The following is a 23,591-nucleotide window of genomic DNA, read 5'->3' on the forward strand; positions in this document are numbered from 1 at the left end:
TTATTTAAAATATGAAAAAAGCATTTATAACGGATTGGCTAGATAAATACGGAGGAGCGGAACGTGTTGTTAGTGCCATCAATGAGATTTATGAATTTGATTATTATTATGCTTATGTGAATAAGATGACCCTTGAACTTCAAAAGAAAACTTTTGGAAATCGAGATGTAAATGTAATAAGTTCTAGAATTATGTCCTTGTTTAAGTATAAATTTAGAATACTAATGCCTTTTTTTCCTTATATTATTAAAAAATTTAATAAGCAAACTAAGCAAAATGAGATTGACTTGGTTATAAGTTCTTCTTGGACTATGTCAAAGGGTTATAGGTCTGGAAATGAATTGCATATTTGTTATCTTCAAGCACGTAATTTTAAATATGTATGGGAAGAGGCAGACTTATACTTTAAAGGTCCTCTGAAATTAGTTTCGTTTGTCAAAGGGTATCTTCAACGATTTGATATTGAATCTGCACGTAATCCTGATTATTTAATTTCTAATTCTGTTTTTGTACAAAATTGGGTAAAAGAAAGATATAAAAGAGATTCTGTAGTTATTTATCCACCAGTAGACGTTGAAGATTTTTATATTTCAGATACTACAGATGATTATTATGTTACTGTAGGGAGATTAGAGCCATATAAACGTTTTGATATCGTTGTTGAAGCGTTCACACAAAATAAAAAGAAATTAGTAGTTATTGGTGATGGCACACAATCAAAATATTTAAAGTCTATTGCTGGAGTTAATATTGAGTTTACAGGATATTTGGAAAAAACGAAAATAAAGGATTATTTATCAAAATCAAAAGCATTTGTTTTTGCAGGAGTGGAAGATTTTGGGATAGTAATAGTTGAAGCTCATGCTTCTGGAGTGCCAACAATTGTTTTTTCAGGAGGTGCTGCTAATGAGATTGTTACTCCAGAAAATGGCTTGTGTTACAATATACAGAATGCTGAATCTTTAAACAGTAAACTAATAGATTTTGAAAATCAGTATTTAAGCTATAATAAAAATAAAATAAGAGAATCATCTTTAAAATTTTCAAAAGAAAGATTTAAAAATGAAATAAGAACTTACGTTGAATCCTTAAAAGTAAAGTGTTTGCCGCATTTGAATTAACGAATTGAATATCTGGCTTTAAAAAAAAATCTATTGTAAAATTTAATTTAAAAGAAGGAAGATTTTCTGTACGGGAAACCTCTCTTTATGCAAATGATATAAATTATTTTGCAAACAAAATAGTAATTCTAATAGATAATCCTAAACTATAAAATAAAAGAGGTAAATTATGGTTACGATAGAGTGATAAATGAATGATCGTGGATTATGAGTCTGAAAAATTAATTAAATTTTATGAAAAGGTACTTGCGGGTAGTTAAAAAAAAATTAAAAACGATTTATTCATGCTTTTAAAGAGCTATTTGACTCTAAGAACTCCGCCGCATTTGGAAACAATACCTCTATTATGATTCCTTGTTTAGTGGTTTGATTTTGAGAGAGAAGTTTAATCGTTTAACGAATAAAAACAAAGAATTTTTTCATTAAATGAAAAGAGAAGCAATGGACACAATTAACCCCATAACCAATTAACCATTCACACAATATTTAATTAACAAAAAACACCCCAAAAGTCCCCAAAATCTATATGTCACTTTTAAAAATATTTTCTACCTACCATTTTTCCCGTTATTACAAGCTGGGTCTCGTTGTTTGGGACATCGTGCTGCTGAATGTAGCCATAGCACTCTCCTTTTTGTTCCGATATGGAAATTTTGACTTAGCAGATGATAGAGGGAAACGAACTGTTTCTTTACTATCGAACGTATTCTGGATTTTCTTATTATTATTTAAGGATTCCTATAGAATCATCCGGATAGAACGAATTGATACTATTCTGATGCGAACATTTCGTTTGTTATTGATTCATTTTGCTTTTATTGCGGTATTCATTATTGTTCTGAACTATGATGAAATATCACGGTTGAGGATGATTTATTTCTATACAACCTTTTTTATCTTTCTTATCGTTTTCCGAATAGTATTTATGAAAACCCTAAAATACGTTCGCACAAAAGGATATAATTATAGAAGGGTAGTCATAGTAGGCGCCAATGCAACAGGGGAGCGTATGAACAGAATACTCTCCAAAGACCTTACTTATGGGTATCGTGTGATGGGATTTTTTGATGATGAAACAGATTCGGATACACAGCTAATGGCTCCAATCTTAGGTGGATTTGAGGATATTGAAGACTATATTCTCACTGAAAAAGTTACAGAAATGTATGTTGCCCTCCACATCAGCAAAATTGAAGTTATCAATAGTCTTACCTTACTTTGTGAGCGACATATGGTTCGCATTAAGTTTATTCCTGATTTTCAGCAATACACTAAGACTAATAGGGTTGAAATAACTTTTTACGGAAATGGCAATGTTCCCGTTTTGATGCTGCGCAAAGAACCTCTTGAAATAACGCTCCATCGTTTGATTAAGAAACTATTTGACCTTTGTTTTTCCTTGTTTGTAATAGTATTTCTCTTTCCGTGGTTGTTTCCTATCCTGATGCTACTGATTAAATTAAATTCTAAAGGACCTGTCTTTTTTGTGCAACAACGCTCGGGCAGGGACAATCAATCGTTTCCTTGTTATAAATTCAGAACAATGCGCATCAACAAGGATTCCGATAAAATACAGGCCACGCAAGACGATATACGTATAACCAAAATAGGAGCCTTTCTACGTAGAACCAGTATGGATGAATTGCCGCAATTTTTTAATGTATTAATAGGAAATATGTCGGTGGTGGGGCCTCGTCCGCATATGTTGTCACATACAGAACAATATTCAGAATTAATCAGCAACTTTCTTGTTCGGCATTATGCTAAACCAGGCATAACCGGCTGGGCTCAGGTAAATGGCTTTCGGGGTGAAACTAAGGAACTTGCCGATATGAAGAACCGAGTGGAACACGATATATGGTATATCGAAAACTGGAGTTTGCTATTGGACATCAAGATTATGTGGAATACAGTAGCGGGTGTATTTAAAGGAGATAAAAATGCTTTTTAGTTTGGGGGTTGTCGGGTTGTCCCCTTCTAAAGCGGAAGCTAGCTGCAGAGGAATTTATTTATAGAGAATCGCAATAGGTTTTTTTCTTCACCCTTTAGGGCTGGGAGAAAAAAAACGAATCTAAGAGGAAGAGCTTCAGCACATGATTTATTCCATCGAATTAGAAACGGAAAGTGGATTCCTTTTGTAATTAGGGCAAATTGTAAGTTTGCATTGCTTATCTTTGCCATTCTGATAATTTTTTTTTTTTTGGCCAATTAAAAAAGTAGGCTGTTTTATGCAAACTGATGAATGCAAAAGACTGTTACTACCGTGCAAAACAAAGCATTGGACAACAACAATGAGGGTGTCTTTAAAAAAATCCCCATTTTCTCCCGAAGCATCGGGACTAACAAATAACAAATAATACTTACATGAAAGTTATCTATTTATTAAAAAAATCAATTCCCTTTCTTTTTGCCGTCTTATTTTTTTCCTGCGCCCCTAAAAAAGAGGTGGTCTATTATCAGAATATTGACGGACTGGCCCATACCGAAAAAGCAAATTCCTATGAGATTAAAATACAGCCTGATGATTTGCTGATGATTATCGTTTCGGCCGAGGATCCAGAAACAGCCATTCCTTTTAATTTGAGTTCTATTAGTGTGGCTCCTTCCAACAATCTAAGTTCGATAAGAGGACAGGAAGTTATGCAATCTTATTTGGTTAGCGCTAACGGAACTATTGATTTTCCGGTTTTGGGAAAACTCCAACTGGGAGGACTAACCCGTACCGAAGTCATGCAACTGTTGCAAGGCAAAATTGCTAAATACATCAAAAACCCTATTATTAACTTGCGTCTCATGAACTTTAAAGTCTCGGTGCAGGGTGAGGTTACTCTACCGGGCAACTACAATGTGGCTTCGGAACGTATTACACTGATAGAGGCTTTGACATTGGCCAAAGATCTGACCATCTACGGCAGAAGAGACAATATCCTGATTATTAGAGAAACTAACGGCGTGAAATCCTATAACCGCGTTGATATTACCAAGGCTGATTTTATTAACTCCCCTTTTTATTACCTGACTCAGAATGATGTGGTCTATGTGGAACCCAACAAAGTCAAAATCAACGGGGCAGCGGTGGGGGCCAATACCGGGGTGATTATCTCCATTACTTCTCTACTCATTACCTTAATTACACTAATCGTTACTACCACCAATTAATTTTTTCATGGAAGATAATTTTATGTCAGACGAATATCAGGAAGACGATATTCATTTAAGAACTATTTTAGACAAGTATCTCGTCCATTGGCGATGGTTTGTAGTGGCAGTGGCCGCCTGCCTTTTTGCAGCCTATGGATACCTGCGTTATACAATTCCCCGATACAATGCAGTTACCACCATTCTGGTAAAAGATGAGAAGAAAGGCGGTATTCTTTCGGAACTTTCTGCTTTTTCCGATCTGGGAATAGGTTCGGGTGTGAAAAATAATGTGGACAATGAAATCGAAATATTAAAGTCGAGAACCCTTGTCGAAAGCGTTGTCCGAAAACTGAGCCTTAACACCAGCATAGTGGTGAAAGGAAAAATTGTTGACAACGAAATTTATAAAGTAACGCCAATTACCGTCAATTTCAGCAATGCCAAACCGGATTTTGATACCGAAGGAATGAGGCTTAAATTCACCGAGTTAACACCCAATACGTTTAGCTTAAAAAGTGAATCGAATACAGATACGGTATCAGTAATTTTAAAGAATAAAAAAGAGTTCCGCTTTGGGGAAGTCATTGCCTTGAGGAATGCCAATCTGGTTATTACCTCTTTGAACGGCAATGGATTCAGGTATAAAAATAACAATAAATCGGTTGACATCGTGGTCAGCCCTTTTGAAAATGTAGTGTCGAATTTTCTGGAAAAACTCGAAGTGACTTCCATCAGTAAAACGAGTAGTGTGGTGTCTATTTCACTAAACGATGCCGTGGTGAATAAAGCAGAGGATTTTCTAAACAATCTGATTCAGATTTACAATGAGGATGCCGCTGCCGACAAGAATTTTATCTCCGAAAGCACCTCAAAATTCATTGCAAACCGACTGATTTTGATTACCCAGGAACTGGATGGGGTGGAGCAGGACGTGCAAAGTTTTAAAACCTCGAACCAGCTGACCGATATCGAATCCGAAGCCAAATTGTTTATCGAAGGATCCAATGATTACAATAAAAAATTAGCCGAGACCGAAATACAAATAAATGTGGTTACTTCGATGCTCGATTACATGAAAAAAAGTGGTAATGCAGATTTGTTGCCCTCCAATATTATTGCAGGTCAGGATGAAGCAACCGGACTGATAAGTGCCTACAATGGATTGGTTTTGCAACGCAACAGAATCCTGAAATCAGCTACTGTGGCGAATCCTTCAGTGATTAAATTAGACGAGCAGATTACTTCCCTGAAAGCTAATGTAGTGGCCAGTCTAAACCGCCTACAGTCCACTTTGGCTATTCAAAAAAGAGATTTAAACGGCCGTGAAGGGCTGATGAATTCTAAAATTGGTAAAATTCCGGTTCAGGAACGTCAGTTTAGGGTCATTGCCAGACAACAAAAGGTAAAAGAAGAATTATACTTGTATTTATTGCAAAAAAGAGAAGAAACCGCCATTACGCTTGCCGCAACTCAGCCTAATGCTAGAGTTATTGACACTGCCAAAGCTTCTAAAAATCCAGTTTCTCCCAAAAAAAATATCATTTATCTAGCTGCCTTATTGTTGGGGTTACTGATTCCGTATTTAATTCTATACCTAATGGATCTTTTAGATACCAAGGTAAAAAGTCAAAAGGATATGGTAGGAAAAACACAGATTCCTTTTATTGGAGACCTGCCCAATTCTGAATCCCCTTCTAAATTGATAGAGTCAGAAAGCCGAACAAGTACAGCCGAAGCATTGCGAATTATCAGAACCAATCTTGACTTTATGCTGAATGAGGTGCCAGATGGCATGGCCAAAACCATCATGATGACATCAACCATTCCCGGAGAAGGAAAAACGTTTATCACCGTTAACCTAGCGGCTATCTTTGCCCTTTCCGGCAAAAAGGTGCTGTTGATAGGAATGGACATCAGAAATCCGAAGCTGTCTGATTATTTCGATGTGCCAATTAAACATGGTCTGACAAATTATCTGTCTTCTAAAAATGTTTCGATTGCCGATTATATCACAAAAGCAGAAGGCTTTGATAGTCTCTATGTCCTTCCCACAGGAATTATACCTCCGAATCCGGTGGAGTTACTGATGAATAAAAAGGTTGATGAACTCTTTGCCCAACTGAAAAAAGAATACGACTATATTATTGTTGATACGGCTCCGGTGAGTTTAGTGACTGACACCCTGATTGTGGCAAAACATGCGGATACTACCGTTTATGTGGTGCGTGCCAACCATCTGGATAAAAGAATGCTTCCCATTCCCGAAAGACTGTACAAAGAAAATAAACTGCCCAATATGGCTTTGTTGCTCAATGATACACAAACCAAAAAAGGGTATGGATATGGCTATGGTTACGGCTATGGAGGCTATGGCTATGGAGGCTATGGTTACGGTGTCAAGGTTGAAAAAAAGCCGTGGTACAAGAAGATTTTTAATAAATAAAAAAGAGGCGAAAGCCTCTTTTTTTGTGGGTTGATGGTTTTTTGTTATGGGTTACCCCCTGACCCTCTAAGGGGGGATTGGAAAATTTGCCAGTTATTGGTTGGCAGGCTATTTGTTAATTTGGAGTACAACTTTTGATTTAACCGATACCCATATCCTAACCGATTCACCAAATAACCAGTTCACCAAATAACCCATTCCAAACAAATCACTACATTTGTCTTTATGGAATTTTCATCAAAACTTTTAGAAAAAGCAGTCAACGAAATGGCGCAGTTACCGGGGATAGGTAAAAGAACTTCTTTGCGGCTGGTGTTGCATTTATTGAAGCAGCCCAAAGAACATACCGGTTTTCTGGTGCAGGCTCTGACGAGCATGCGTGAAGAAGTGAAGTTTTGTGTGAGCTGCCATAATATTTCGGATGTGGCCGTTTGCGAGATTTGTTCGAACACTAAGAGAGACCATCAGATAATTTGTGTGGTCGAAGATATTCGCGATGTAATGGCTATCGAAAACACCGGGCAATTTAGAGGGATTTATCACGTTTTAGGTGGAAAGATTTCGCCTATAGATGGTGTGGGCCCTAGTCAACTGAACATCAATTCTCTGGTCGAAAAAGTAAAAACAGGTAATGTCAGCGAGATTATTTTTGCTTTAAGCTCCACAATGGAAGGGGATACCACCAATTTTTATATCTTTAAGCAAATACAGGATTGCGACATCATCACCTCTACCATTGCCCGTGGAATATCTGTAGGAGATGAACTGGAATATGCAGATGAGGTCACATTAGGAAGGAGTATTTTGCAGCGGGTGCCGTTTGAAAAGTCTTTTAAGGGTTAGGGGTTTTAGGTTTTGAGTTCTGGGTTTTAGGTTGTTTTTTCGAAATATTCTTATTGTGTGGGCAAGCCAAAAATAAATAATTCATATAAAGAATGGTGTTACTTTTAAATTATTAAATGAAACTCTATATTTGTTATCTAAAATATAAAAATGAACAAATCCGTACTCTATATATTGCTGGGAATTAGTCTGTTTTTTACTTCTTGCATTCCTGTCAAAGACTTGGTTTATCTCCAAAATAAAAGCGGAACCCCCGCCGATGTCCCAATTTCGGAGGTGATGTTAAAACCCTACCGACTTCAGGTGAATGATGTTTTGAGTATCACCATTAAAGCCGATGATCCCAAACTAGTTTCTATTTTTAACCCTACCAACAAAGGCGAAACCGATAATGCAGGTTCTTCTTTGTATTTTTCCGGTTACACAGTAGACGATCACGGGAATATCCGCATTCCGGTTTTGGGTGAAATCAATGCCATTGGTTTTACGGTGGAAGAGTTGCGACTGAAAATTGAGAAACAACTTCTTGATGACTATTTTAAAAAAGAAGCCAATATTTTTGTCATTGTGCGATTGGCAGGATTCAAATACACCATTAATGGGGAAGTGGGCAGTGTAGGGACCAAGTTTTTATTTCAGGATCACGTCAACATTATGGAAGCCGTAGCCAATTCAGGGGATATTACCATTACAGGAAACCGTAAAGCTGTTACAATCATTCGACAGTTGCCTTCCGGAACCGAAATGCATGATATTGATTTAACCGATATTAACGTAATGCGGTCACCTTATTATAATTTGCAGCCCAATGATTACATTTATGTGAAACCGCTCAAACAAAAAACATGGGGAACAGGTAAAACAGGCATAGAATCTATAGGCACCATCATCACCCTGATTTCATTATTTACGACCAGCTTAGTACTATTAAAATTATAATAAAAGTCAAAAATGTTAGATATAAAAGATTTTTCTATTTTTGAAGCCGACTCCGGATTTGATTTTAAGGGATTCCTAATCAAGATTGGAAGTTACTGGAGATGGTTTATACTGAGTCTGGCCATTACCTTCACCATAGCCTATCAGGTAAATATCCGTAAGGAAAAGATTTATGCCATGGAGTCTCTGATTTCCGTGAAAGAAGAAAGCAATCCGCTGTTTACTTCTACTACCAGTCTGGTTTTCAATTGGGGAGGCACTTCTGATCAGGTACAAACGGTAGCTACCACGCTTCAATCCCGCTCTCATAATGAGTTGGTTGTCGATAAACTGCAATATTACATTGGATATCTCGCACAGGGAAAATACAATTTGGTCGATGCTTATGGTGCCGTGCCTTTTTATGTCAACATCGATAAATCCAAAGGGCAACTTGCAGGAACCCTCATTGGTATTAAATTTCTGAGTGAAAGCGAATATGAAATCCGAATTCCTTTTGCGGGTAATTCGGTTTCTCTTATAACCTATGCGGACAATTCTTATAGCAACACTGCTGTTGCACCAGGTAATTTTATCAAAAGATACAAAGTGGGAGCTCTGGTGAGATTGCCTTTTTTGAATTGGAAACTCCAGATAAAAGACAATCCCGGTTTTTATAAAGGAAACGAATATTTTGTCCAATTCAATGATTTTGACGGGACTGTTTCGGGTTACAGAGGAATCAATGTAAAGTCGGATGATAAAGGAGGATCCATTATTACACTGGGAATGCAGGGAACTAATAAAGCCCGAATGGTGGAATACCTGAATTCAACGGTTCAAATGTTAATTAAAAGACAATTGGACGGCAAAAACCAATTTGCAACCAACACCATCCAGTTCATTGACAGCACGCTTGTGGCCATGGAGTCGCAACTCAAAGAAACAACTAATGAACTGAAAAACTTCCGTAAAGACAAAAACATCTATAACATTGAAGGAGACGGATCTAAATTTTCGGATAAAGCACTGGAATACGATGTAAAGAAAGATGAGATTAGCCGAAAAATAGCGTATTATAATTCCTTAAAATCCTATTTAAAAAGCAGTGACGATTATGCCAAGCTTCCGGCGCCATCGGTTGCAGGAATTGAAGATCCCAATATTGTCGTGAATGTTTCGAAATTAATTTCTCTTTCTACCCAAAGATCCGAGCTGGCCTATGCCGTAAAAAGCGAGAAGATATTCAGGGATTTTGACAATCAGATGGAAGCCGTAAAAAAGGTGTTACTCGAAAATATTGCCACAGCTAAATCTTCCTTGCAGTTTGATCTGGCTATGGTCACCAGTAAAATCAATGAAACCGAAAGCACCATCAAGCAACTTCCTGAAGACCAACAAGAGTTGATTAAAATCAAAAGAAAATATGATTTAAGCGACAATATTTACAGTACTTTTCTTCAAAAACGAAGTGAAGCCGATATTGTGAAAGCAGCATCACTGTCAGACATTCACTTTATCGATCCTGCAAAAGATATTGGTGGCGGACTCATTGGTCCGAAAACATCCGTCAACTATGTGCTGGCTTTATTCCTAGGATTATTGATTCCCCTGCTTTTTGTTTTTGCCATTTTCTTCATCAACAATTCCATTCAAAACACAGAGGATATCAATAAACTAACCAAGATTCCGTTGATAGGAGTCATTGGATTAAGTAAGGATAACACCAATTTAGCGGTTTTTGAAAAACCAAAATCGGCTTTATCCGAATCCTTTAGAGCCATTCGGTCTTCGCTTCAGTTTTTGTACAAACAGCAAAAAGTGGATGGAGCAAAAACGCTGATGATTACCTCCTCTGTCAGTGGGGAAGGAAAGACATTCTGCTCTCTGAACATAGCCACGGTATTTGCCTTAAGCGAAAAAAAGACCGTTATTATTGGGTTGGATTTGAGAAAACCCAAAATGTTTGAAGAGTTTAATATATCGAATGAGATTGGTGTGGTAAATTACCTCATTAAACAAAAAACGCTAGAGGAAATCATAATTCCCACTCACATTCCTTTTCTGGATGTTATTGTTTCCGGACCCATTCCGCCTAATCCTGCCGAGATGATTATGAGCGACGGAATGAAGGAAATGATTGAAGAGTTAAAGAGAACCTACGATTATATCATTTTGGATACACCACCTGTTGGTTTAGTTTCGGATGCCCTGGAACTGGCTCAATATTGTGATGTTACCTTATACATCGTAAGACAGAACTTCACCAAAAAAGACATGATTACCTTACTCAACAACAGGGTAAAACGGGGTGAACTCAACAATACCAGTATTATTTTGAACGGATTCCAGAACAAAGCTAAGTACGGAGCCGGTTATGGCTATGGCTATGGCTACGGTTACGGAAGCACGACCTACTCGAACGGATACAATGATGACGATAAACCAAAAAGTATTTTCGAAAAGATTATGGGTCAATTTAGAAGGAAACAAATACGATAACCCGTTTGTTTTAATGTAAAAGAATGAGACGCCCAAGACAATCGTCATTAACACGCAGAAAAACGGTTATAGGCGTTCCACCTGCCTGTCGGCAGACAGGTCTTCAAATAAAAAACAGATATTATAAACAGATGAAAGAAGGAAAAAGCACGATATTAATTACGGGTGGAGCGGGTTTTATTGGGTCCAATTTATGTGAGTATTTTTTATCCAAAGGGCATCCCGTAGTTTGTTTGGATAATTTTGCCACAGGACATAAGCACAATCTAAAGGACTTCATTACCAACGAAAATTTCCGACTGATAGAAGGTGATATTCGGAATTTAGCAGATTGCCAGAATGCAGTTCAGAATGTGGATTATGTTATGCATCAAGCCGCTTTGGGTTCGGTGCCTCGTTCCATTAATGATCCCATTACCACCAACGACGTGAATGTCTCCGGTTTTTTAAATATGCTTGTGGCTTCCCGCGATGCTAAGGTGAAGCGATTTGTGTATGCCGCCAGCTCTTCGACTTACGGAGATTCAGAAGGATTGCCTAAAGTAGAGGAGGTGATTGGGAAACCACTTTCACCTTATGCCATCACTAAATATGTCAACGAACTCTATGCTGAAATATTTAGCCGAACGTATGGATTAGAAACCATAGGGTTGCGCTATTTCAATGTTTTTGGACGCAAACAAGATCCCCAGGGAGCTTATGCTGCCGTTATACCAAAATTTGTCATGCAACTGATGCAACTCGAAAGCCCAAAAATAAACGGGGATGGAAACTATTCACGTGATTTTACCTATATTGACAATGTGATTCAAATGAATGAACTGGCGATGACCACCCAAAATCCGGCAGCCGTCAATACAGTTTATAATACGGCATACGGAGACCGAAACACCCTGAACAATTTAGTGGACTATTTAAAAAAATATTTGGCGGAATACGATCCTCGTATTGCCGATGTCGCTATCGAATATGGCCCTAATCGGGCAGGAGATATTCCCCATTCTCTGGCCAGTATCGAAAAGGCGAAAGCCCTATTGGGGTATGACCCACAATTTTCTTTGCAAGAAGGCTTGAAGGAGGCGGTAAGTTGGTATTGGGAGCATTTGGCCCCCTAACCCACTAAAGGGGGAATTGCAGATTAGAGATGGCAGGTTTCAGGTAGCAGAATGCAGATTTCAGGTAGCAGAATGCAGGTTTCAGGTAGCAGAATGCAGATTTCAGAAAATAGAGAAAATAGAGAAAAGAAGAGAAAAGAAAAAAGGAATAGAAAAAAGAAAACAGAAAATGAAAATTACAAAAATTTGTTGCATTGGGGCTGGATATGTTGGTGGGCCAACTATGGCGATTATTGCGCAAAAATGCCCACACATTCAGGTTACGGTTGTGGATTTGAATGCCGAACGCATTGCCGCCTGGAACGATGAAGACCAGAATAATATTCCAATATACGAACCGGGATTAAGCGACATTGTTGCCGAAGCCAGAGGGCGAAACCTGTTTTTTTCGACCGATGTGGATAAAGCAATTGATGAAGCCCAAATCATTTTTATATCAGTAAACACTCCAACAAAAACATACGGTAAAGGCAAAGGAATGGCTGCCGATTTGAAATATATCGAATTGTGTGCCAGACAAATTGCCAAAATTGCCAAAGACGATAAAATTGTGGTTGAGAAATCGACTCTGCCTGTACGTACAGCCGAAGCCATCAAAAGTATTCTGGACAATACCGGGAATCACGTAAAGTTTCAAATTTTGTCCAATCCTGAGTTTCTTGCCGAGGGAACAGCTGTCCAGGATTTATTGAATCCCGATCGCATACTGATTGGCGGAGATCCGTCGGCTGAAGGACAGGAAGCGATTCAGGCCCTGGTGGAGGTTTATTCTAACTGGGTGGCTCCTGAAAAAATACTGACTACCAATGTGTGGTCATCTGAATTATCAAAACTGACAGCCAATGCTTTTTTAGCACAAAGAATATCCTCCATCAATGCCTTGTCAGAACTTTGTGAAAAAACGGGTGCCGACATCAATGAAGTAGCCAGGGCCATAGGAACGGACAGCAGAATAGGACCTAAGTTCCTTAAAGCTTCAGTTGGTTTTGGAGGTTCCTGTTTTCAGAAAGACATCCTGAATTTGGTTTACATCGCTAAATCCTATGGATTAAACGAAGTGGCCGATTATTGGGAACAGGTAATTATCATGAACGACCATCAGAAAAAGCGGTTTGCCAATAAAATTGTGCAGACCCTTTACAATACTGTTTCCGATAAGAAAATTGCATTTTTGGGATGGGCTTTCAAGAAAGACACTAACGACACCAGGGAATCAGCGGCGATTTATGTAGCCAATGATTTAATTAACGAACACGCACAAATTGCGGTTTATGACCCAAAAGTGTCCCATAAAAAAGTGCTGAATGATTTGGATTATTTAGAAAGCAGAACGGCTGAAAAAAATGCGAATGCCATCAGTTCCTTTGACAGTCCGTATGAAGCCTGCAAGGATGCTCACGCAATTGCCGTACTGACGGAATGGGATGAATTTGTGCACTATGACTGGCAAAAAATATATGATAGCATGCAAAAACCAGCCTTTGTGTTTGATGGAAGAAATATTCTGGACAAGAAAGCATTGGAGACTATTGGATTTGTATATCAGGGGATAGGGAGTTAGGGGTTGTCGGTTGTCAGTTATGGGTTATCGGTTATGGGTCGTCAGTTGACGGTTGTGAGTTATTGGTTATGAGTTGTCGGTTAACTGTTTAATCGTTGTGAATAATCAAAGATCAAAGGGATGGCTTCTATATAAAAAAGGAATAAGAAAACCAGGTTTCAATCATTAGAAACAAAAGAAATAAAAAATTGAAAACAGATATAAAAATTGCCGTAATAGGTTTGGGATACGTAGGCTTGCCCTTGGCACGTTTGTTTGCCACCCAATATTCAGTGGTGGGATTTGACATCAATCAGTCCAGAATCGATGCGCTTAAACAAGGGAATGACAGTACACTCGAGATAGATTCTGTCAGCTTGCAGCAGGTATTAGTTGAAACTTCAACCAATGCCATTGGTTTGTTTTGCACTTCAACCCTTTCTGAAATAGCGGATTGTAACTATTTTATCGTAACGGTTCCCACCCCAGTGGATAAAAACAATCGTCCTGATTTAACCCCTTTGTACAAGTCCAGTGAGACGGTGGGCAAAGTATTGAAAAAAGGCGATATTGTCATTTATGAGTCTACCGTTTATCCCGGGGTTACTGAGGAGGAATGTGTACCTGTTTTGGAAAGAATTTCTGGTCTAACGTTCAATGTTGATTTTTTTGCGGGGTATTCACCCGAAAGGATTAATCCGGGAGACAAAGAGCATACCGTGGATAAAATTCTGAAAGTCACTTCGGGTTCCACTCCTGAAATCGGACAGAAAGTCAATCAATTGTACCAATCGGTAATTACGGCCGGAACGCATCTTGCACCTTCGATAAAAGTGGCGGAAGCTGCCAAGGTAATCGAAAATTCTCAGCGTGACATCAACATTGCCTTTGTCAACGAATTGGCCAAGATATTCAATATTTTAGAAATCGATACGCATGCCGTGCTGGAAGCAGCGGGAACCAAATGGAATTTCCTTCCGTTTAAACCTGGTTTAGTTGGCGGACACTGCATTGGAGTAGACCCTTATTATTTGGCTCAAAAAGCACAGGAAATGGGTTATCATCCTGAAATTATTCTGGCAGGACGCCGTTTGAATGACAGTATGGGAGAGTATGTGGCTTCGCAGGTGGTCAAGCTGATGATTAAAAAAGGAGTCACCATAAACGGAGCGAGTCTGCTGATGCTGGGCATTACTTTTAAGGAAAATTGCCCCGATGTTCGCAATACTAAAATTGTCGATGTCATCAGGGCTTTGGAAGATTATGGAATTCATGTGAGCCTCTATGATCCCTGGGCTAATCCAGCTGAGGTCTTGCACGAATATGGATTATCCGCCAGCAATCAGCCACCAACAATCACTTTTGATGCTGTGGTTTTAGGCGTGGCACATCAGGAATTTTTAAGCTTAGACTTTGATGTGCTCCGGAATCAGAACAGTGTTCTTTATGATGTAAAAGGAGTTTTAGGCGATGGTGTTGACGGGAAGCTATAGGGGGTTTTGGTTGGGTTGTAGGTTGTTAGTATTGCCTGACCTTAGAGGAAAAGAGAATAAAGTAAAACAAAAACAAAAATAAAATGAAAAACATATTAATCACCGGTGGTGCAGGATTTATAGGTTCGCATGTGGTGCGGCTTTTTGTCCAAAAATATCCAAAATACCATATTTATAATTTGGATGCCCTTACTTATGCGGGGAATCTGGAAAATATAACTGATATCGAAAAGGAGTCCAATTATACATTTGTAAAAGGGGATATTACTAACGAGGCTTTTATTGCCCAATTGTTTCAGGAGCATCAGTTTGACGGCGTCATTCATTTGGCTGCCGAATCGCATGTGGATCGTTCCATTGAAGATCCGATGGCTTTTGTAAAAACGAATGTGATTGGAACCGTGAATTTACTTAATGTGGCTCGAAAACAATGGGCAAATAACAGTGAAGGCAAACGTTTTTACCACGTTAGCACTGATGAGGTATATGGTTCTTTGGGAGCTGAAGGTTTGTTTACAGAAACGACACCTTACGATCCCAATTCTCCGTATTCGGCTTCCAAAGCCAGTTCAGACCATTTTGTCAGAGCTTATGGCGAGACTTATGGTTTACCATTTGTACTGACCAACTGTTCCAATAATTACGGGCCCAACCATTTTCCTGAAAAATTAATTCCCTTGTTTATCAATAATATTATCAATAACAAGCCTTTACCCGTTTATGGGGATGGAAATTATACCAGAGATTGGCTGTTTGTAAAGGATCATGCCGTGGCTATTGATTTGGTTTTTCACCAAGGAATGAATCACGAAACTTATAATATTGGCGGTTTTAACGAATGGAAAAATATTGATTTGGTTAAAGTATTATGCCAAATTATGGACAAAAAGTTGGGCAGAGAGTCAGGTCAATCGGCAAAACTTATTACTTATGTCAAAGACAGACCGGGACATGATTTGCGTTACGCCATTGATGCCGGTAAAATAAACAGGGAATTGGGATGGAAACCCTCAGTCACTTTCGAACAAGGGCTGGAAATTACCATCGATTGGTACTTGAATAATCAGGAATGGTTGAACAATGTGACTTCGGGAGATTATGAAGGGTATTATGAGAAGATGTATTCGTGAGGAGAGGTATGGGTTATGAATTATGAGTTATGAATTATGAGTTATGGGTTATGAGTTATGGGTTATGAATTATGAGTTATGAATTATGAGTTATGGGTTATGGGTTATGAGTTATGAGTTATGAATTATGAGTTATGAGTTATGAGTTATGGGTTATGAGTTATCGGTTATGGGTTATGAGTTATCGGTTATGGGTTATGAGTTATGAATTATGGGTTATGAGTTATGGATTATGAGTTTTGAGTTATGAGTTATGGGTTATGAGTTATGAGCTATGAATTATGAGTTATGAATTATGAGTTATGAGTTATGAATTATGGGTTATGGGTTATGAATTATGAGTTATGGGTTATGAATTATGAATTATGAGTTATGAATTATGGGTTATGAGTTATGGATTATGAGTTTTGAGTTATGAATTATGAATTATGAGTTATGAATTATGAGTTATGGGTTATGAGTTATGAATTATGAGTTATGAATTATGGGTTATGGGTTATGGGTAATCGGTTGGAAAAAATTAGAAGTGGGAGGTTGACCGTCTACCCCCTAAAGGGGAACAGGGAAGTTAAAAGTATTTGGGTCGAACAAAAAAAAATGAGCTTAGAAAAACGAATTTAAAGACTATGAATTGGTATGTAGTGTACACCAAACCCAAGTGGGAAAAGAAGGTAGCGGAGCGATTGAATGAAATTGGGGTGGTGACGTATTGTCCTTTGGTTACAAAAGAGAACCAATGGTCTGATCGAAAAAAAATTGTAAGTGTGCCTTTGTTTAATTCCTATATATTTGTGCAGATTGAAGAAAAGCAACGGAACCGCATCTTTGAAGTGACAGGTGCCATACGTTATTTGTTTTGGTTGGCAAAACCTGCAATAGTTAAGGATTCAGAAATTGAAGCTATCAGAAATTGGCTTTCCGTACCGGACGTCTATGAAGTTTCTTTGGAACAATGGAAAAAAGGAGATAAAATTGTGCTGGAATCGGGACCGTTTGTAAGTCAGTCTGCCATCATTCAGGAGGTCAATCAGAATCACTATATTTTGATTTTAGAATCTATGGGTTGCGTGCTTCGAGTGGATAAAAAAGAGCTTTAATTTTTTATTTTTAGAATTTATATTAAATAAGAATTGAATTTAGTAGTGGGGTTTGTAAATTAAGTTGCTTGTTTCTAATGCATTAAGTGTAAGAAATAACCTTATTTTTTATAATATTCAGCTTACCATATAATACTGATAAAAGGACATCAATCCTTTTAATTTGCATAAATTTGTAATCGTTTGAAATTTTGGTGAACCCGTTGTGGGAGTCACTGAGGCGAAGCTGTTGAAAGATTTCAGATTTCAGATGGCAGGTTTTTGTTATATTTAGTGCATACAACATTAAAACAGCCGAAATCGACTACTTTTTAACAATAATACCAAAAGGGTTTTGTTTCATTTTTTAAGATTTTTAATATTAATTACTTTAGCATTATGAGAAAAATATTTACTGTTATTTTATTTTTGTTTGTACTTTTTCAATCAGGAACACTGATGGCTCAAGATCTGTTTAAAGGCTCTGATTTGAGTACTTTGAAAGTGGATTATTTATCAGACACCGATATTGCTAAAATAAAATCACAGTTGCAAGCGAACAACACCACTATAGAGCAGGTGGAGCCAATTGCATTAGCCAAAGGGATGTCGGCAACAGAGTTTGCCAAATTAAAAGTTCGATTAGGAGTGCCGACTACTACGACGGCAGTACCAAAAAAAGAGAATGTGGAAGAGAATACAGAAGAACTGACTCGAAAGCAAGATAAAATCGTCAACAAAAAGGTGAAAGACACCCTGAATTCGTTGGTTTTTGGATCGGAGTTGTTTGATAATCCCACCTTGAACTTTGAGCCCAATTTAAAATTAGCCACCCCGGTAAATTATATTTTAGGTCCCGGAGATGAATTGCAAATCAGTGTTTATGGAGTGCAGGAGTTTAATGCCAGTATTCCCGTAACAATGGAAGGTAAGGTTACTATTCAAAATGTAGGCCAAATTTCGGTTTCAGGAATGACTATTGAGGCAGCCTCCCAGAAAATAAAAGGCGCTATCGCCAGAGTTTATAGCACAGTACAATCAGGTCAATCCCAAGTGGGAATTAGCCTGAGTCGCATTAGAACCATTAAAGTAACCCTAATAGGCAGTAAACAACCCGGAAACTATTCCATTTCTTCTTTAGCAACCGTATACAATGCCTTGTTTTTAGGAGGTGGACCCGGAAAAAACGGAAGTTACAGAAACATCGAGTTGTTAAGAAACAATAAAGTATACAAGAAAATAGATATTTACAATTTTTTGGTCAACGGGAATCAATCGGATAATGTGGGGTTGAAAGACAACGATGTCATTCGGATTCCAGTTTACACACAAAGAGTTACTGTAGAAGGTCAAGTAAAGCGTCCCGGTATTTTCGAGATGAAAGCAGGGGAGACTTTTAAAGATTTACTGACTTTTGCTTCCGGATTCAATGAGTTTGCCTATACGGCTTCGGTTAATGTACTCCAAAAAACAAGCAAAGATTTTAAGGTAAAAGATATACAAGCGGCTGAATACAATATCTATAAACCACTTGCAGGTGATGTGTATCGTGTTTCTAAGATTTTAAACCGTTTTGAGAATCGTATTAAAATTGAAGGGGCGGTTTTCAGACCCGATGTCTATTCCTTTTATGAGGGAATGCGTATAGCTGATCTAGTTGCTCAAGCCGATGGACTGAAAGAAGATGCCTATACCAAGAGAGCCACCATTGTTCGATTGAAAGCCGATCTGACTACTGAAGTAACCAATGTGAATCTGGCCAAAGCCTTGGCAGGAGATTCCGATGCCAATATCAGTCTGAAAAAAGAAGACATTGTAACGGTCTATTCCATTTTAGATTTCAAGGAGGACTATAAAATCACCATAGACGGGGAGATTAAAAAACCTGCTGTTTATGAGTATCACGAGAACCTGACTTTAAATGATTTATTGGTTCAGGCAGGCGGATTAACAGGTTCAGCATCCAAAAGAGTGGAGATAGCCCGAATGATCAAATCGGATGAAATTGACGATGCTAATCCTAACAGAGTACAATTGTTTAATCTGGAGATTACAGCAGAGAGCAATGAGCAAATCAAAAACTTTGAACTGCAACCTTTTGACGTAGTCAATATTCGCAGAATGGCTGTTTATGAAAAACCGGAGGTCGTTACCATTAGTGGAGCAGTAAATTATTCCGGAAAATATGTTTTGGCCAATAAAAAGGAGAAGATATATGATATTATCCAAAGAGCGGGAGGATTGAAATCGGTAGCCAATTTAGATGGAGTAAAAATCAAACGCCCTATTCAGGCGAAACAAATTGAAGAAATAGAAAATGTGGACCTGAATTTAGGAAAGAAAGACTCCATTCAAAATAAACTGACCAAAAAATTAAAAGAAGATTTAAAATATTCTACTATTCCGGTTGAGTGGAGAAAAATAGTTAAAGATCCAAGTGACAATACGAATGTTACCTTATTTCCCGGTGATGAAATTGAAGTTTCTGTGTACAATGAAAGCGTGAAAGTAACAGGTAGTGTGCTTTTGACTTCAGAGATACCTTATGAAAAAGGTAAAGGATTTAGTTATTATATAGGAGCTGTTGGAGGAACTGATGCCAAGGGCTGGAAGAAAAAAGCCTATATCATTTATCCCAATGGTAAGGCAGCAGTCTCCAGTACTTTCTTTTTCATACGATCGTACCCTAAGGTTTTACCGGGTTCTCAAATTGTAGTTCCTGAAAAACCGGAAGGCAAAAGAATGAGTACAGGCGAATGGGTAAGTATAGGCAGTGTCATCACCAGTATTGCTTTATTGATTGTGACGGCGTTTAAATAGTACAATAGCGATACAAGCACAACCGCCTACCTATTTCAGAACAAATATAATTACAACAAATAGTTAAAAAATGGCAAATGAAGCAAAAGTCAAAGAAGAAATATCTTTAAAAGAATTAATTGAAATAGGCAAAGAATGGTTTGTTTATTTACTTTCTCAATGGAAAATTATTATAATAGCAGGAGTATTTGGAGCTGTTTTAGGGCTGACCTATTCTTTGGTTATAAAACCAGTTTATACCGCTAGTTTATCTTTTGCACTTGAAAGTGAAAAATCTGGAGGAATAGGAGGTGTCTTAGGTCTGGCTAGTTCTTTTGGGTTTGATTTAGGAGGAGGAGGAGGAGGAATATTTGAGGGTTCTAATTTAATAGAACTTTTTAAGTCTAGAAAGATGGTTGAACAAACTTTATTAACCCCTGTTATCATAAACAATAAGACTATTTCTTTAGCAGAAATGTATATTCAAATTAATGAATGGAGAGATAATAAACCAAAACTATCTAAAATACAATTTTCTCCTGATACTAAAAGAAAATATTTTACTAGAGTACACGATAGCATTTTGGGGTTGATTTATGAGGATTTGTTAAGAACATCTTTATACATTGGTCAAAAAGATAAAAAAATTGACATTATTTCCTTGGAAGTCACCTCAAAGAATGAATTATTTGCTAAGTATTTTTGTGAAGGATTAGCAATTCAAGTAGGTCGTTTTTACGTAGCAACTAAAACAAAAAAAGCCAAAGCGAATATGGCTATTTTGCAAAGACAGACCGATTCTATTCGTGGCGAATTAAATAATTCTATTACAGGTGTAGCAGTGGCTAATGATAATACTTTTGCATTAAATCCTGCCTTAAATGTTCGAAGAGTTCCATCTGCTAAACGCCAAGTTGATGTACAAGCCAACTCAGCCATATTAACTGAACTAGTGAAACAATCAGAGTTGGCTAAAGTATCATTAAGACGAGAAACACCATTGATTCAGGTTATAGATAAACCTATTTTGCCTTTGAAAAAAGAAAAAGTCGGTAAAGCAAATGGAATTTTTTTGGGTGGGATTTTGGGTGGGATCTTAGTAATTCTTTATTTAATTTTTACAAAAAAAATAAAAGAATTAGATTGAGTTTTAAAGATGTGATCATTAATAAAAGCACTCATTTTTAATTAATAATTATACTGATAGTCAAAGTATTAAAATGAAGTCTTTAAAAGGTAATTATTATGAAAATGTCCTACAACTATTTTTGTATTAGTTAATTGGTAAAATATGAGTTTAATAAAAAATTACTTTTACAATACATTATTATTAGTTACTAATGTTTTATACCCTTTAATAACATTTCCATATATTGCAAGAGTTATAGGGCCAGAAGGTACGGGAAAATTAGCATTTATAATGTCAATTGTACAGTATTTTGTAATTGTTGCTGCACTTGGGATACCTGCTTATGGAGTTAGAGAAATAGCAAGATTACGCGATAATAAAGAAAAACGCGATAAACTATTTAATGAACTAGTAACTATCAACATTATAAACTCGGTAGTTCTCTCTTTTTTTTATTTATTGCTGTTGTTTTTAGTTCCAAAGCTCGAAGTTGACTTTAAATATTTTTTAATTTCTATTTTATTTGTATTATTTAGTTTTACGAATGTAGACTGGTTCTTTACTGGAATTGAGGAATTTAGATTGATTACGATCCGGAATGTTATAGTTAAATTGCTTTCAATAGTATTATTATTTATTTTTGTAAATAGCAAAGCTGATTTTGGTATTTATTTTGGATTAACCTTTCTTGGCCTTTTTATTAACAATTTTATTAATTTTTATTATTTAAAAGATAAAATAAAATTTTCGTTTACAATAAATTACTCTTTACATTCAAAACCCTTATTACTTCTCTTTGCAACAATTTTTGCTACAAGTATTTATGTATTAATGGATACTATAATACTTGGTTTTCTAACAAATAGTCTTTATGTAGGTTATTATAATGCATCGATGAGGCTTTATAAGGCAGCTTTGCCAATAGTGACTAGTTTGGGAGTGGTTATGCTTCCAAGGATGTCAATTGCACTTGAAAAAAATGATATGCCTGAGTATAATAAATTAATTGAAAAATCAATTTCATTCCATTTTTTTGTTTCATTGCCAATTTCATTATTTATAGGTCTTTTTTCGTCTGAATTAATTATGCTATTTGCTGGTAAACAATTTATTGCTTCGATACCCACCACTCAAATTTTAGCTCCTTTGATTATCATTGTTGGATTATCAAATATTCTAATACTTCAAATTTTAAATACAATGAGAATGGAAAAATACATGCTTTTTTCTGTTTTAATTGGATCTATAACTAGTTTGGTTTTTAACTTTATACTCATTCCTTTTTTATATCAAAATGGTGCTGCTTGGGCTACTTTTATAACTGAAGTAGTAGTTTGTTTGATGTTGGGATATTATGTTTTTTTTAAAACTTCGATTCGTATTTGTCTAACTGCTTTTTGGCAAGGTAGTATTTCATTAATTCCATTTATTTTTTTTTATTTTTTGTTCCATGATTTCTTTTTAAATATGTTTCTTAGATTAGGCATTATAAGTATTCTTGGGATGACTTTTTACATACTAATATTGCATAAATTATTTAAAAATGAATTTATTATAGCCATGTATAATCTCTATTTATTTAAATTTAGATTAAGATGAATAAAACCTGTTTAATAATCACTTCTTGCATCTATCCTTTTTCAAGTTTTGTGGAACTAAAAAATCCAAAGGAGCGTGAACATTTACATATTTTAGCATTAAAGAGATGGCTTAATGAATCTAATTTCAAAAGTATAATTATATGTGATAATTCTGCTTATACCTATTCAAATGAACTAGTAAATTTAGCGTTAACTAAAGGTAAAAATTTAGAGATTCTCTCTTTTAATGGAGATAGAGAGAAAACATTTCTTTATGGTAAAGGATATGGTGAAGGTGAGTTAATGCAATATGTATTTTCAAATAGTGAATTACTTAAAGAGCATGACAGCTTTTTCAAAGTCACTGGAAAGTTATTTGTTGAAAATTATTTTGTTTACAATAAAACTAATAATTCTGATTTCATTTTTTCGTATCCAATTAATTTTATTTTTGTAAAAAAAGCTTTAGATCGGATTTTTACGGATTTTTATTATGCAAAGATCACGAGTTATAAATTGTATCTAGGTCAGGCCTACCATAAAGTTAGAGATAATGAGGGTTTGTTTTTAGAGCATGTTTTTGCATTAAGATTAAACGAACTTAAATTTAAAAACGAAAAAATTAAAATAAATACTATGTACCCATTTCCTAAAATTACGGGTAAAGGAGGCTCTATAGGGACTGTATATGAGCTTAATCCTATTAGAAATTGTATTAAGAACTTTTTACTACGCACTCCTTTTGTTAAGAAGGTGTAATC

16 protein-coding genes are annotated in these 23,591 nt (G+C 36.5%); all 16 read left to right on the plus strand.

Features of this window, described 5'->3' with window-relative positions:
- Positions 1-11: 11 nt before the first annotated feature.
- The 16 genes from IR213_RS06260 (at position 12) to IR213_RS06335 (ending at position 23,589) form a co-directional block, all read left to right on the plus strand.
- Positions 12-1,121: a glycosyltransferase gene (locus IR213_RS06260; protein WP_194311450.1), complete on the plus strand. Its 1,110-nt coding sequence runs from the start codon at positions 12-14 to the stop codon at positions 1,119-1,121.
- Positions 1,122-1,647: 526 nt separating this feature from the next.
- The gene (locus tag IR213_RS06265; RefSeq protein ID WP_194311451.1) at positions 1,648-3,072 is read left to right on the plus strand and encodes an undecaprenyl-phosphate glucose phosphotransferase; all 1,425 of its coding nucleotides are present in this window, start codon (positions 1,648-1,650) and stop codon (positions 3,070-3,072) included.
- 413 nt (positions 3,073-3,485) lie between these two features.
- A complete protein-coding gene (locus IR213_RS06270) occupies positions 3,486-4,280 on the plus strand; it encodes a polysaccharide biosynthesis/export family protein (protein ID WP_194311452.1) in 795 nt (264 codons plus the stop codon).
- Positions 4,281-4,287: 7 nt separating this feature from the next.
- Positions 4,288-6,705: a GumC family protein gene (locus tag IR213_RS06275; RefSeq protein ID WP_194311453.1), complete on the plus strand. Its 2,418-nt coding sequence runs from the start codon at positions 4,288-4,290 to the stop codon at positions 6,703-6,705.
- A gap of 225 nt (positions 6,706-6,930) precedes the next feature.
- Positions 6,931-7,548 (plus strand): recombination mediator RecR, encoded by a 618-nt coding sequence (gene recR, locus IR213_RS06280; protein WP_194311454.1) that lies wholly within the window; start codon positions 6,931-6,933, stop codon positions 7,546-7,548.
- A 150-nt stretch (positions 7,549-7,698) separates the two neighbouring features.
- Positions 7,699-8,487: a polysaccharide biosynthesis/export family protein gene (locus IR213_RS06285; protein ID WP_194311455.1), complete on the plus strand. Its 789-nt coding sequence runs from the start codon at positions 7,699-7,701 to the stop codon at positions 8,485-8,487.
- Positions 8,488-8,499: 12 nt separating this feature from the next.
- Positions 8,500-10,968: a polysaccharide biosynthesis tyrosine autokinase gene (locus tag IR213_RS06290; protein ID WP_194311456.1), complete on the plus strand. Its 2,469-nt coding sequence runs from the start codon at positions 8,500-8,502 to the stop codon at positions 10,966-10,968.
- 131 nt (positions 10,969-11,099) lie between these two features.
- A complete protein-coding gene (locus tag IR213_RS06295; RefSeq protein WP_194311520.1) occupies positions 11,100-12,083 on the plus strand; it encodes an SDR family oxidoreductase in 984 nt (327 codons plus the stop codon).
- A gap of 169 nt (positions 12,084-12,252) precedes the next feature.
- The gene (locus IR213_RS06300) at positions 12,253-13,644 is read left to right on the plus strand and encodes a UDP-glucose 6-dehydrogenase (RefSeq protein WP_194311457.1); all 1,392 of its coding nucleotides are present in this window, start codon (positions 12,253-12,255) and stop codon (positions 13,642-13,644) included.
- A gap of 188 nt (positions 13,645-13,832) precedes the next feature.
- Positions 13,833-15,116 carry a nucleotide sugar dehydrogenase gene (locus tag IR213_RS06305; RefSeq protein WP_194311458.1) on the plus strand — a complete coding sequence of 428 codons (1,284 nt, stop codon included), beginning with the start codon at positions 13,833-13,835 and terminating at the stop codon, positions 15,114-15,116.
- Between the two features lie 83 nt (positions 15,117-15,199).
- Complete coding sequence (rfbB, locus tag IR213_RS06310; RefSeq protein WP_194311459.1) at positions 15,200-16,246, plus strand: dTDP-glucose 4,6-dehydratase; 1,047 nt, start codon at positions 15,200-15,202, stop codon at positions 16,244-16,246.
- A 626-nt stretch (positions 16,247-16,872) separates the two neighbouring features.
- Positions 16,873-17,343 carry a UpxY family transcription antiterminator gene (locus tag IR213_RS06315; RefSeq protein WP_194311460.1) on the plus strand — a complete coding sequence of 157 codons (471 nt, stop codon included), beginning with the start codon at positions 16,873-16,875 and terminating at the stop codon, positions 17,341-17,343.
- A gap of 378 nt (positions 17,344-17,721) precedes the next feature.
- The gene (locus tag IR213_RS06320; protein WP_194311461.1) at positions 17,722-20,142 is read left to right on the plus strand and encodes an SLBB domain-containing protein; all 2,421 of its coding nucleotides are present in this window, start codon (positions 17,722-17,724) and stop codon (positions 20,140-20,142) included.
- 70 nt (positions 20,143-20,212) lie between these two features.
- Positions 20,213-21,268 carry a Wzz/FepE/Etk N-terminal domain-containing protein gene (locus tag IR213_RS06325; protein WP_194311462.1) on the plus strand — a complete coding sequence of 352 codons (1,056 nt, stop codon included), beginning with the start codon at positions 20,213-20,215 and terminating at the stop codon, positions 21,266-21,268.
- A gap of 144 nt (positions 21,269-21,412) precedes the next feature.
- Positions 21,413-22,849 (plus strand): flippase, encoded by a 1,437-nt coding sequence (locus IR213_RS06330; RefSeq protein ID WP_194311463.1) that lies wholly within the window; start codon positions 21,413-21,415, stop codon positions 22,847-22,849.
- A complete protein-coding gene (locus IR213_RS06335; protein ID WP_194311464.1) occupies positions 22,846-23,589 on the plus strand; it encodes a hypothetical protein in 744 nt (247 codons plus the stop codon). The genes IR213_RS06330 and IR213_RS06335 overlap by 4 nt, the downstream gene beginning before the upstream one ends.
- Positions 23,590-23,591 lie beyond the last annotated feature (2 nt).

This window comes from Flavobacterium soyangense (assembly GCF_015277675.1).
In the GTDB taxonomy this organism is placed as follows: Bacteria; Bacteroidota; Bacteroidia; order Flavobacteriales; family Flavobacteriaceae; genus Flavobacterium; species Flavobacterium soyangense.